Annotated in this window: 12 protein-coding genes; 2 read left to right on the top strand and 10 right to left on the bottom strand. The window is 48.9% G+C overall.

Annotated elements, in window-relative coordinates:
* Positions 1-80: 80 nt before the first annotated feature.
* Positions 81-1511, bottom strand: coding sequence for a cardiolipin synthase (gene cls / locus AC6EJC_RS04740; RefSeq protein WP_444952960.1), 1431 nt, complete (start codon positions 1509-1511; stop codon positions 81-83).
* Between the two features lie 122 nt (positions 1512-1633).
* Between cls and AC6EJC_RS04745 the strand changes: the two genes are divergently transcribed.
* Both AC6EJC_RS04745 and AC6EJC_RS04750 read left to right on the top strand, forming a co-directional pair.
* Positions 1634-2665: a M23 family metallopeptidase gene (locus AC6EJC_RS04745; protein WP_444952961.1), complete on the top strand. Its 1032-nt coding sequence runs from the start codon at positions 1634-1636 to the stop codon at positions 2663-2665.
* Positions 2666-2685: 20 nt separating this feature from the next.
* Complete coding sequence (locus AC6EJC_RS04750; protein WP_444952962.1) at positions 2686-3147, top strand: bactofilin family protein; 462 nt, start codon at positions 2686-2688, stop codon at positions 3145-3147.
* 40 nt (positions 3148-3187) lie between these two features.
* Here the strand turns inward: AC6EJC_RS04750 and AC6EJC_RS04755 are convergent, their stop codons facing one another.
* From AC6EJC_RS04755 to AC6EJC_RS04795, 9 genes are all read right to left on the bottom strand, one after another.
* Entirely contained in the window at positions 3188-4273 is a 1086-nt protein-coding gene (locus AC6EJC_RS04755) for an AI-2E family transporter (protein ID WP_444952963.1), read from the bottom strand.
* A 240-nt stretch (positions 4274-4513) separates the two neighbouring features.
* On the bottom strand, positions 4514-5296 hold the full coding sequence (locus AC6EJC_RS04760) for an ABC transporter permease (RefSeq protein ID WP_444952964.1): 783 nt from the start codon (positions 5294-5296) through the stop codon (positions 4514-4516).
* The gene (locus AC6EJC_RS04765; protein WP_444952965.1) at positions 5289-6209 is read right to left on the bottom strand and encodes an ABC transporter ATP-binding protein; all 921 of its coding nucleotides are present in this window, start codon (positions 6207-6209) and stop codon (positions 5289-5291) included. The genes AC6EJC_RS04760 and AC6EJC_RS04765 overlap by 8 nt, the downstream gene beginning before the upstream one ends.
* Positions 6210-6318: 109 nt before the next feature.
* Positions 6319-6810 (bottom strand): hypothetical protein, encoded by a 492-nt coding sequence (locus AC6EJC_RS04770; RefSeq protein WP_444952966.1) that lies wholly within the window; start codon positions 6808-6810, stop codon positions 6319-6321.
* 141 nt (positions 6811-6951) lie between these two features.
* Positions 6952-7929 (bottom strand): LCP family glycopolymer transferase, encoded by a 978-nt coding sequence (locus AC6EJC_RS04775; protein ID WP_444952967.1) that lies wholly within the window; start codon positions 7927-7929, stop codon positions 6952-6954.
* Positions 7930-7943: 14 nt separating this feature from the next.
* Entirely contained in the window at positions 7944-9284 is a 1341-nt protein-coding gene (locus AC6EJC_RS04780) for a UDP-glucose dehydrogenase family protein (protein WP_444952968.1), read from the bottom strand.
* Positions 9285-9335: 51 nt separating this feature from the next.
* On the bottom strand, positions 9336-10145 hold the full coding sequence (locus AC6EJC_RS04785) for a WecB/TagA/CpsF family glycosyltransferase (protein WP_444952969.1): 810 nt from the start codon (positions 10143-10145) through the stop codon (positions 9336-9338).
* Entirely contained in the window at positions 10123-11364 is a 1242-nt protein-coding gene (locus tag AC6EJC_RS04790; protein WP_444952970.1) for a glycosyltransferase family 4 protein, read from the bottom strand. The genes AC6EJC_RS04785 and AC6EJC_RS04790 overlap by 23 nt, the downstream gene beginning before the upstream one ends.
* Positions 11361-12605 carry a glycosyltransferase family 4 protein gene (locus AC6EJC_RS04795; RefSeq protein WP_444953176.1) on the bottom strand — a complete coding sequence of 415 codons (1245 nt, stop codon included), beginning with the start codon at positions 12603-12605 and terminating at the stop codon, positions 11361-11363. Before AC6EJC_RS04795 ends, AC6EJC_RS04790 begins: the two co-directional genes overlap by 4 nt.
* Positions 12606-12685 lie beyond the last annotated feature (80 nt).

Consider the following 12685-nt stretch of genomic DNA (forward strand, 5'->3'; position numbering starts at 1 on the left):
TTTTGCGTAAAAAAGTTAGTAAAAAGCACATAAATCACAATAAAGAGGGATTATATTGATAAAAACGCCGAAAATCGCCTTTAAAGGAGCGGAGAGAGCATGCGAGTTAGAATTTCAGCTGTTTTCTGAGATCGAGAGCGTTTGCGGAACACGTCCAAATCTATGCGCAAGGAGTTAGAAATGTCCTCTTCAAAATCTGCCGAAAGCCGTTCCAATGCTGACCGTGCAAAGAGAACAGCGGTTAACTCAAAATTATAGAAAAAGCTCCGCATGTCAATATTGGCGGTCCCGACCGAGCCAAGTAAATCATCCACTATCACGACTTTGGCGTGAATAAATCCTTTTCGATATTGGTAGAACCCCACCCCCGCCTCCAGCAATTCTTGAACATAGGATAGAGACGCCAGATGAACCAGCTTCGAATCCGATTGATATGGAATAATAATCTTTACATCGACACCACTGACCGCCGCCAGCTTAAGCGCCTCGTAAATCCCCGGATCAGGAATAAAATATGGCGTTGTAATCCAGATCCGCTTTTTGGCAACCGTGAGCGCTCCAAAGCACATTTCCTGAATCGTATCCCATACCTGATCAGGGCCGCTGCTCAAAATCTGTACCTCCTCATCTCCGGTGCAGGTATGCGGCGGAAATAAATTCACATCCATCAGCCTCTCCCCCGAGGCCAGCTTCCAGTCGCTAAGAAACACATTTTGCAGAAAATAGACGCTATCTCCTTCAATCTGTAAATGCGTATCCCGCCAAAATCCCACTTTGGGGTATTTACCGAGATAATCGTCGCCTACATTGATTCCCCCCACAAATCCGATCTTTCCGTCCACCACCACGATTTTACGGTGATTACGGTAGTTAATCCGGCGATCCAGCGTGGCGAAAAACGGTGGTAGAAAATAATGAAATTCCACCCCTGCCTCACTACAGGTGCGAATAAACGAATAGGGCAAATTGTAGCTCCCTACACCGTCCACAACGAATCGTACTTTTACTCCCTCACGTGCCTTACGGATCATGACCTCTTGAAACTTTTTTCCGATTTCGTCTGCCCGAAATATGTAAAACTCCACATGGATATGATGTTGTGCATGTTCCATCGCTGTCAGCATGGCCTCGAAGGTTTCCTCCCCGTTCGTCAGTACACGTGTGCGGTTGCATCCAGTCAACGGATTTTCCGACATACGAATTAACTGGTTAAACAGACGCTCCTGATGCATGAAATGGGGATTGTGCATTTGCTCCACATGTTCAATCACCTTGGATTGCGCCCACAGACGCTCACGGAATTCACGAAACAGCTGTGATCCCCCTTTTCGAACCACTTTGCGCTTCTGATAATCCTGTGCAACAAAGTAGTACACGACAAAGCCAATGAGCGGGAAGCAGAACAAAATAAAAAGCCAGGCTACCGCTTTGGACGGCTTGCGAAATTCAAAGAGCAGGATCGTCCCGGTCTGAAAAATAAAAATAATTAAAACCAACAGCAACCACAGCATATCTAAGCCTCCTTGTATATCTACGTTTTATACTAAGCTCCAATTTTTTTGACATGTTTGCCTCTTAAGCTGAATAGATAGTAACCAAGCACTATAGGAGCGATGTCCGGAAAGGAGCGATTATGAAAAAAGGAAGCCTAAATCGCCGGATGACCCTGCTTGTCATTCGGGATGCACAGCAACCGCCCAAGCAGCTACAATGCTCTACAGCCGCTGTCATTCTCGTCCCGACCCTTGTGATCGCGTCTATCTCTACACTCGTGATCGGGCTGCAAATCCGTTCTTCCCATATTATTTCCCAAATGGAAACGAATCTTGCTGTCCAGAGTTTGCAGATGGAGGTTACGGTAGCGGACAAGGATGCAGCCATCGGGCGACTACGGCAGGAAGTCATGGAGCTGACGAATCAAGCCACCAGTATTCGTGAACGCCTCCAGCGCGTAACGGAGCTGGAACAGCAAATGCAGCAATTCATTCGTAAACACGGAAACTCATCTGCCACAAGTAACCATAAAACGACCATGACTCCCCTCTCCCGGGATGCTTCCGGCCATACCGGGGGAGAACTGATCGCAGTGCATGAAAATACAGCCCTCCTAACCCGCCAGGCTATGGATGATTTTCAGGAGATCGAATCTCTGCTGGACACGGTGGAACGTACGGTTCCCCGCTCTATTCAGCAGGCGAATGCCGTACAGCAGAACCTGGAGCGCAAACAAGCCGCGCAGCTACTCCAGACCCGCAGGCTGGCACTTGCCGAGCAAGGGAAACCCTCCGTTTGGCCTGTAGGTTCGCGGAGAATGACCTCCAGCTTCGGCTATCGCAGCGACCCATTTACGGGAAGATCCGCCTTCCATTCAGGCGTGGACATTGCCGGACAAACCGGTGATCCCGTCTACGCGGCAGGGGCAGGCACCGTCCTGGAGGCCGCTTCTAGCGGAGCACGCGGCAAGTGTATTATCATCCAGCATCCTGATGGACTCCAGAGCTGGTATATGCACCTGAGCGGTATGCAGGTGGCTCCGGGGGACCGTGTCCACAAAGGACAGACCATCGGTCTGCTGGGAAGTACCGGGAGAAGCACAGGACCTCATCTTCATTTTCAGATCGTCAAGCATAACCAGCCTGTCGATCCATTACTGTATGTACAATAAAGGATTGGGGGAAAACCATCATGTTCAAGGAATCCAAAAGAAAGCTCTCTGCCCCAGCTACGGATACACTGCTCGCTAACGGCACCAGCTTTGAGGGTACGGTTGAGGCAGAGGCCAATATTCGGATTGACGGTCATTTTCGGGGTGATATCCACAGCACTCGTACTGTCGTCATTGGAGAATCTGCTGTTGTACGTTCGGACATCATCGCACGGGACGTCATACTTGCCGGTAAGGTGTTCGGCAGCATCACCACAGAAGGACAGCTGACCATTACGCCGACAGGCGAACTGTACGGAAATACGGCGACCGCCGTATTAGTCATTTCTGAAGGCGGCGTACTGGACGGCACGAGTCAAATGAACAGAACAAAGGAAGCAGAGTCGTCAGCTTCTACGGATGATTCAAACGATGAAACCCAATCCAGTTTCAGTAATAACAAGGAGAACAGCCAAACCTCCCTGCAATCAGAAGCGGGATAAAATCCGGCTTGTACTTCTTTTAATCCAGTACATCCTCCATTCATTCCATGATATCCTCCACTCTGCGTTCCAAAAATAAATGGTACACCTTGCGTATGACGATTTTGCCGCACATATACAATGGAATAACCAAAATGATGCCCAGGATCCCGAGCAGGTCACCACCAACCAGCAGTAAAATGACGACCGTCAACGGATGAATATCCAGCTGCTTGCCAAAAACAATAGGCGAAAGCCAATTATCCTGAATTTGCTGTGCAGCGATCACAACGACCAGCGACCAGAGCGCCATGGAAGGTGATTCGAGAAATCCAATGATAACTACTGGTATAGAAGCTGCTACTGCTCCCACATAGGGAATAAAATTAAGAAAAATCGAAATGACGGCGAGCAGCAAGGCATAAGGCAAACCTATAATCAAAAATCCAAGGAACATCATCACACCCAACGCGACATTGATCAGCACCCGACTGACGATAAAGCTGCTGAGCGCGCTATCAATATCTTCCATAACCTCCAGGGCGTCCTTGTGATATTTTTTAGGAAAGAAGTTTAGCATTTTGGGGCTAAACTTGCTCCCTTCCTTCAGCATGTAATAGAGCAAAATTGGAAAGGTAGCCAATACGATAAAAAAGTAGGACACGAACGATACCAGCTTGACCGAATAATCAGACAGAGCTGATAAGGCTTCGTTCAACGTATCTGACAGTTGTGACAGCGGATCTTCACCCGGAGGCAGCACTTGTCTCAAGGATTGATTATGCCGCCATTGGCTCAATTGATCAACCAGACTTTTAATGAGCTTCGGCGCATTTTCAAATAAATTGGTTACCTGATCACGCAGCGTAGGCCATACACCCCATGAGAAAACAAACAATAACACTCCAATGACCAAATAAATCAGCAATATGGAGATGGATCGTTTGATTTTTCTCCGTTCCATTACATCTACGATCGGCCTCAATAAATAGTAGAGGAAAAAAGACAGCATCAACGGTACAACCAGCAAGCTGACCAAGGATACGAGAGGGCTGAATATAAAACTTACTTTGGTGCCCAAGTAAATGATGAGTAATAGCATGACGATACCTGTAGTCAGACGAAAAAAACGATTGTTTTGCAGCATATCATGCGGCCCCCTCTATTCTGTTTCTCTCTACTTCTTTAAACGCAAAACGACCCTATTGATTGATTCTTGCTGAAAATAGATTACAATATACCCCCGCATGCAGGATGTGTAGCAAAAACGACATAGATACAGGATAAAATAGTGTTAAATGAGGATTTGCAAAATCCTGAAATAGCAAAAGGACGTCCAAATGCTAGGCATTTGAACGTCCTTTGTGTTACTCTAGGGCACACGGATTTAGGTTGAAACATCCCGTTTTACGAAAACAACCCAGGCAATTGCGATAAAAACCACATAATAGGCGGCCAGCACGGTGAGCGAAAAGGTTAGACCAGAGCTTACCGTACCCGGCGGCATGTCTAGATATTTTTTCAGATCCATATGTGTAAAAAGTACGTATTGAGTCCATGTAAAACGATCTGTGTTAAACAAGCCAATGGAATTATAGACCGTTTTGGTGAACATCATGAACAGCGACAGCCCAATCGCTAAGGCACTGGAACGGAAAACAGCGGACAGCATAAAGGCAAAGGCCATCGTCACGAATAAGGCGATATAGCTATACAAGAAGTTCAGCGTTACGTAAGATATCGGATCACTGAACAGCGGAACAGAACCCGCTGGTGCATCCTTGGATAACATCAGCCATGAGGACAGTGTAACCATCAAGATCAAAATGAACGTTCCAAGCAAACTGAACAAAATAACGGATATATACTTGGACAACAGAATTTTACTACGGGTCCAAGGTCGGATGAGCAGTAGCTTGATAGTCCCCCATGTAAATTCGCCGGCCACCGAATCAGCGGCTACAATGACCGTAAACGTCGTATTGAGGAAAAATGTAAACAACGTCGTCAACGCAATCCCATCCCACACACTGACCTGATCGGAAACCAGAGAAATCAGCATCGGAATCACAGCGGTGATGACCGCCAGCAGCCCTAGCATAATCCATGTGCGCACACGCAAGTAGATTTTAAGATTCTCGTTATGTACCAGCTTAAAGAAATCAGCCAATGGACCCGCCTCCCGTCACTTCCAAAAATTGATCTTCCAACGTACGGGAAACCGGGCGAATCGCATACACCTTGACTCCATTTGCAGCCAGCAGGCTGTTCATCTCTGCGATCTGTTCCCGCTCCAGGTGAAGCAGTAGTTGATTGCCTTCGACGCGCCCTGCTCCAGCAAGCGCATAAGCTTGCTCGGCATCATTTACTTCAAAAGCAATTTCCGCCGTCTGCACTTCTTCCCCTGTATTCTTCAGCTGCTTGATATCAACCAGCCGTCCGCTCTGAATAATGGCCACACGGTCGCACATCAGCTCCATCTCGGACAACAAATGACTTGATACGAATACGGTAATTCCTTCCTTACGAGTCAATTGACGTAAATAATCCCGCAGTTCACGAATACCCTGCGGGTCCAGGCCGTTGGTCGGCTCGTCCAGCACGAGCAGCTTCGGTCGATGCAAAATCGCCTGAGCTACCCCGAGTCGCTGCCGCATCCCGAGCGAGTAGGTTTTTACTTTATCGTGAATTCGGTTTCCGAGTCCTACCAGGCGAATCGCCTCATCCACACGCTCTTTGGTCACCCCCGGAGACATTCGCGCAAAATGCTGCAAATTTTGATAGCCTGTCAAAAATTTGTACATCTCCGGGTTCTCAACAATCGCGCCGACATGGGAAACGGCCTTTTCAAAATCGGTATTGATGCTGTCTCCACAAATATGAATATCGCCCTTGCTGATCGAAATCAGGCCAACCATCATACGGATGGTGGTCGTTTTTCCCGCACCGTTGGGTCCGAGGAAACCAAATACCTGCCCCGCCGGAACCTCCAGCGTCAGATCGTCCACGATCGCTTTTGAGGAAATGATTTTACTCACACCCTCCATACGTATGACGGGAACCTGTCCTGTCGCTTGCTGCATGCTATGAAACTCCTTCCATCCGGAGTGAAGCTGTCATCAATTTTACTGTACATTTCCGGTTTTGGAAGTATTGTACCATATTTAACCTTTTAGAAACACCACGCAACCTCTATTCCTTTTCCTTGTACATCCAAAGTACCCTCCACTCCTCATCTTCCTGCGTCACATAACAAGGCTGTACGATATCAAAAGTACCGAATCGGGTCTTGTAATGCTGAGTGACCGTAATACGGTAGACCTTCCCTAACTCTTCTCCATTCTGATCGGTACGAATGTCATATTCAGCCTGCGGCTCCCCCAGTTCAAACGTGAACGTATCCGTCCCCATATCCTGCATAAAAACGTGCGCACGCTGCTGTACATACGTGGACTTCTCGAATTTCTTCTTCATCTGCGAATGAAAAAGCTCCCATGAGCCTCCGAAATTTCCCGATTGCTCCATCGTGTAAAACTCGTTCAACGCTTCTACCGCTTGATCACCCTCACCTGTAGACATCACCCCACGCAGTCCCAGCCACAGTAGCCATAACAATCCACATATGATTGCAAAATTCAGCAGCTTACGGACGAACGCCGAAGCCGCTCTCCTTCTAAACAGCACACATTGTCCCTCCCTCTGTTGGACTATACTGAATACTCTACAGATGTATGTGGGACAAGCCTTATTTAGAAGGGAATAGAAGACTTTAGAAGAGAATAACGGGTGACCTCCCTAAAGGACACCCGCCTGTATAAGGATTACCTAAGGTGATATGGCAGTGGTGAGCATATGCTTCTCTAGCACTCCATGGATACGCTGTCGTTCCTGCCCATCCACAATGTAATAATACACTCCGTTGATTTTACTCCCATGTCCCTTCAACTCAACGGTATCGATCTGCTGGAGGGACGGGCCGATCCGAGTCAGGAAGGTCTTCATATCGTCAAAGGTAATGTCTGTGCGAATCTGCTCCCCCGCTGCCTCCAGTATCGGTTTTACCCTCAACAGCCCCTCCGTGCTGATGGACTGGGCAAGAATTTGCTTGAGCAGCTCCCGCTGGCGGGCATTTCTCCCGAGATCCCCACGCGGATCATCAAAACGCATACGGGCATAGGCCAACGCTTCAGCCCCGTTCAAGTTCAAATTACCCTGCGCAAAATGATGGCCCTCATACTGAAATTCAAGTGGATTATGAACCTCGACGCCCCCCACAAGGTCGACCATTTTCGCAAACCCTTCCATGTTCATCTGTACATAGTAATCTATCGGATGGTTCAAAAAATGCTCTACCGTACGGATCGACATATCCACGCCCCCAAAAGCAAAAGCGTGATTGATTTTGTCCTCACGCCCCCTGCCGATCAGCTCTGTTCGCGTATCACGTGGAATGTTGAACATCAACATAGATCCTTCGGCGGGATTAACAGACAGGACGATCATCGTATCCGATCGTCCCGGATCGCGGGGCCGCTGATCTACGCCCAGAACCAGCACGGTGAACGGCTTGAACTGGGAGATGGCTGCAGGATTGGGTGTACTTGATCCAGTGTCTGTACCTACGGATCGCCCTGCTCCGCCCGTTGCAAGGGTAGAGACCGCCCCAGGCTGCACGATGCTGCGCGGATGATACATCGCATTTGCCGCCGTTTTAAAGGAATGATACACATAAGCGGTGTAGGCAGCAGCCCCTACGACCAATAACGCAGCAGCCCCCAATGTCATCTTCAGCCATCGTTTCATACGCAGCCTCCCCTTTACGGATTCACTACAGACTGATGACGATCTATATCCAGATTGTTCATCTGTGGCCTGCCGACAGAATAGTATGCAAAGGCGGATTTCCTGATTTGCTCTTCGCTGTACACATTGCGTCCGTCAATCATAATGGGATACTTCATAAGCTCGTTCAGCTCAGCCAACCCGACCTCACCAAACTCCTCCCATTCCGTCAATAGACACAGTGCGTCGCATCCCTCTGCCGCTTCCCGCGCGCTATCGGCCCACGTTACTTCCGAGCTGTCGAGCAATCTGCGGAAGTTAGCGGTAGCAACCGGATCATATGCACGAATTTGCGCCCCTGCCTCCAGCAGCGACTGCATGATATCCAGCGCCGGGGCATCTCTTACGTCATCTGTATTCGGTTTAAATGCCAGTCCCCATATGCCAATCGTCGCTCCTTCCAGATCACCCAGTGCCTCTTTGAGCTTACGAATTACGTTAAAACGTTGTCCCTGATTCACTTCCACCACGGATTTCAGCAGCTTAAATTCATAGTCCACGTTGCCCGCAATTTGGATCAGAGCTTGTGTATCCTTGGGAAAACAGGAACCGCCATAGCCGATACCAGCAGACAAAAAGGAGGAACCGATCCGCTGATCCAGCCCCATGCCGTGTGCCACGCGCGTAACGTCTGCGCCCACCTTTTCACAAATATTCGCAATCTCATTAATAAACGAAATTTTGGTCGCCAAAAACGCATTGGACGCGTACTTGATCATCTCCGCCGATCGGATATCTGTGGTTAGGATATTTGTCGTCAGCGGCTCGTGCAGTGCAGTCAGCACTGCGGCCACATGCGTGTCGGAAGCTCCGATGACGATGCGATCTGGCTGTAGCGTGTCTATAACTGCCGAGCCTTCGCGTAAAAATTCAGGAACTGAAGCCACGCCAAAAGGATAGTTCGTGCGGCTAGCGATTAGGTTTTGAATACGTTCGTTCGTTCCGACAGGCACCGTGCTTTTAGTGACAATCACTTTGTAGCCATTCATGGCGTCTGCCACCTCGCATGCGGCTTCTTCAATATAGGACAGGTTTGCTTCCCCACCTGGCAATGAAGGCGTACCGACCGCCAAAATAACAATTTCAGCTGCCTCCACTGAAGCTGCCGTATCTGTTGTAAAGCTCAGCCGGCCCTGCTCGACATTATCTTTAATTAGGGCCTTTAAACCCGGTTCATAAATCGGCACTCCTCCTGCACGCAGCTGACGAATTTTATCCTGATTTTGATCCACACAGACGACGGTATTCCCAAGTGCGGCAAAACAGACCCCCGACACCAGCCCGACATACCCGGCACCAATTACACATAGCTTCAAAGCTACTCCCCCTTTTACATGCTGTCTCATTGCATCATGCTTTTACCAACTTCACTTCTCTATATCTCTACCTGCATGCCGATTATGATAGAGCGTAAGCCGTTTGTTTTGCCGATAAGATTTAAGAAAACGGTATACATACATCGGATTGTTATAGGCATACCTCTTCCATAAACGCTTCGGTTCGCAGATCAGACGGTACAGCCACTCCAGCCCCAGCTTTTGTACCGTTAGCGGCGGTCTACGAACCTTTCCAGTGATATAGTCAAAGGCCGCCCCTACTCCAATCATCACGCCACGGATGCGATCTTTGTTACGATACATCCATATTTCCTGCTTCGGGCAGCCTAAGCTGACGAATATGATATGCGCGCCAGACGCATTGATTTCATCAATGATCCGCTCCTCCTCATCTGGCTGAAGCTCACGAAATGGCGGTGAAAAGCTGCCCGCGATGCGGATTCCAGGGTAATCCTGTCTTACCCTTTCTTGTAAGCTATCCAGCGTATCCGGCGTACTGCCGTAAAAATATATACTCACCTTCGTCTGTGGCGCACGTTCGCACAACTTGAGCATCAGACTGGGACCATCTACCCGATCCTGACGCTCAAATCCGTACAGCTTGAGCGCCCATACCAGCGGCATACCATCCGGAGTACACAAATCAGCTTGAGTGAGCGCTTCGTGGAACTCGGGATGATTGCCGGCCGTGACAATGGAATGCGTGTTGCAAATACATACATAACTGTCCTTTCGTCCGACTGCCCATTGTTCCAGCGTGTGTACTGTCTCCTGAAACGTAAGCGCTGCAATATCTGCGTCCGCAATTCTTCCAACTCTATATTGGGGCAGCTGCTTCATAATCACGCTCCTCCATTGCCTCGCTATATATATTCATCAGCTGCTCAACATTCACTTCTTCCGTATAGCGTGCAGCATAGTTTTCCGACACCTTCTGTCTCATTGCTGCATAGTTTTCATAGGCTACTGCACAGCCAATCACGGTCTTTATATTTTCCAGATCATCATGTTGAAAATGGAAACCCGTCACCCCGTCCTCCACTACTTCCTCCAGTGCGCCGATCCGGCTGCATAATACCGGGGTTCCAACAGAATAAGACTCTACAATCGTCATGGGAAAGCCTTCATACCAAATGGAAGGCACCATGACATACATAGCCCGGCTCATGCAATCCAGCACTGTGTCTCCATCCTGCTTGCCGAGAAACCGAATATCCTCCTGCGGATAAGCAGCGGCCAGTTCAGCCTTTTCCGGACCATCTCCGATGATGACCAGCCTCAAACCACCCCGGTCCCGTAGCTGTGTCCAGGCTTGCAGCAGATTGCGGACCCCTTTTTCAGCTGAAATCCGCCCTACAAACAACAGATAACGATCATTCGGGTCATACTGGGTTTTTACCGTTTTATGATGGATAAAATTCGGCTTTACCGCGATACGATCCAACGGAATACCGCTTTCTGCAAATTTATCTCGTGCAAACTCCGTCAGGGCAATATATCGGCTTACCTTGTGCTTCCATGTGCCGATTAGATCGTTGAACTTAATCATCGCCGCCACCGGAATCGTCTGAAGCTGTGAGCCTCGGTAACATCCATGACGGATGGAGTGCAGCAGCGTGCCGTGCAGGCATTTTTCACAAACCTCATTCCCTCGCATAAAGGTCGCCGCCGGACAAATCAGCCTGTAATTATGCAGTGTCTGGACAACCGGGATCCCCAGGCGTTCACAGGCATGATAGACCGAAGGGGATATAACCGGGAAAAAATTATGCACATGTACCACATCCGGTTTCACCCGCAAAAGCAGCTTCTTGATCCTTTTGAATTCCGGCAAGGACCATGCCGCCTCTACTGCCAGCTTTGCCATATTGGCCAGCCCTTTGCTTTGAATGCTGTCGTTATGCACATAGTAATGCTCTGTCTCTATTCCTCTGGAACGCAGCATAGCCGATTCTTGCTCGACAACCTTGTCTTCTCCCCCGCTTTGCTGATAAAAGTTATGGATGATCAGCACCTTGCTCACAGGAGGGCTCATCTGTCTGCTGACCTGTTGGCTCACGTGGCGGCCCCTCTTTCCTGCGTTGATTGCATAGCGTGGTTCGAACTCGTAGGTTTGATCCCTTGATGGCTTACTATTTCATCCACAATGCGATCCCACGACATACGCTCGACCGTAAGGAACGCCTTCTCCGCCATATTTCGTCTCAGCTCAGCATCGTCCAGCAAAGCGCCTATTCGATCAGCCCATTCCTCTTCTGAAAAGCTTCTCAGCATCACTCCGCTCACTCCGTCCTCAATCAAGGTAACCGAGCCACCGTTCACCGAAGAGATAATTGGGACGCGAAACAGCATGCTTTCCAGCAGCACCATGCCAAAAATATCGTATTGGGTCGGAAACAGCATCACATCCGCCGCTCCGTAAACCTGCCACAGGTGACGTTGCTCCACTCTTGAAAAATGTATAATGCTGTCCGTCAACCCCAGTTCATGAGCATATGCCCAATAGCGATCTGTATCTGTCTTCCGTCCATTTCCGACCATTAACAAAAGGCAGCTAGGATGCTTTTGGAGTACCCTTTTGAACGTACTCAGCATAAAACGTATATTTCTCCGTTCCTCCAGTACACCGACATATAGCAGCACCGGACGATCTCCGATTCGACGCAGCTCATTCGCGACCTCATGGTTTTCCTCACGGTTTTCCTCATGTTCTCCGCTTATGTCGTCACTGTTGTTACTGGAGTCACTGTTGAATTCTCTCTCCACTTTGCTGCGATCCAGTCCGACCCCAATCGTAACCACGTTGTCAAAGCCTTTATTCTCCAGATAGCGCTTGGCGAGATCGGATTTGACATAGGTACGGCGTAGAGACTTTGCCACCTTCGGCAGCAGCATAACATCGTACAGTTTGCGGATCAGCGCGTGCGTGTTATCCCGGTATGGGCCGTGATACAGCGCCAGCTTATCGGAACATTTGCGGGAAAGCAGATAGGTCATGATCTGGTTGTATTCTGTAGTAATGACCAGATCATAAGCAGCCAGAAAAGAATCTTTGAGAACATCTCTGTAGATGCTGTTGCTTAAGAACTTAAACCCGTGGAGCCAGATAATGCGCAAGGTGCAGTCTTCGTGACGGTAGACCTGTTCCAGATGGGTTTCCTTACGATCGTTGTAGTAAACAATATCGCAATCGTAGCCTTTTCGAACGAGTGCTTTGCCTAAGCCGACTTCCTGCAAATTGTATGAGTCCCCGTTCACCTTGCTGGCAAAATTGCGGAGATACAATATTTTTTGAATCATCATCAGGGCTCCTGCCATTTCATATTGGATGAGTTATGGAGCACGGAGGGTTCAGAGAACGCTGCGCGTTCCATTTGATC

This window comes from Paenibacillus sp. TY11 (assembly GCF_059772165.1).

What these genes read in the sequence shown, in the direction of transcription:
- AC6EJC_RS04745 (WP_444952961.1), top strand. Translation starts at nt 1,634, where the DNA reads ATGAAAAAAGGAAGCCTAAATCGCCGGATGACCCTGCTTGTCATTCGG.
- AC6EJC_RS04765 (WP_444952965.1), bottom strand. Translation starts at nt 6,209, where the DNA reads ATGCAGCAAGCGACAGGACAGGTTCCCGTCATACGTATGGAGGGTGTG.
- cls (WP_444952960.1), bottom strand. Translation starts at nt 1,511, where the DNA reads ATGCTGTGGTTGCTGTTGGTTTTAATTATTTTTATTTTTCAGACCGGG.
- AC6EJC_RS04755 (WP_444952963.1), bottom strand. Translation starts at nt 4,273, where the DNA reads ATGCTGCAAAACAATCGTTTTTTTCGTCTGACTACAGGTATCGTCATG.
- AC6EJC_RS04785 (WP_444952969.1), bottom strand. Translation starts at nt 10,145, where the DNA reads ATGAAGCAGCTGCCCCAATATAGAGTTGGAAGAATTGCGGACGCAGAT.
- AC6EJC_RS04775 (WP_444952967.1), bottom strand. Translation starts at nt 7,929, where the DNA reads ATGAAACGATGGCTGAAGATGACATTGGGGGCTGCTGCGTTATTGGTC.
- AC6EJC_RS04750 (WP_444952962.1), top strand. Translation starts at nt 2,686, where the DNA reads ATGTTCAAGGAATCCAAAAGAAAGCTCTCTGCCCCAGCTACGGATACA.
- AC6EJC_RS04795 (WP_444953176.1), bottom strand. Translation starts at nt 12,605, where the DNA reads ATGATTCAAAAAATATTGTATCTCCGCAATTTTGCCAGCAAGGTGAAC.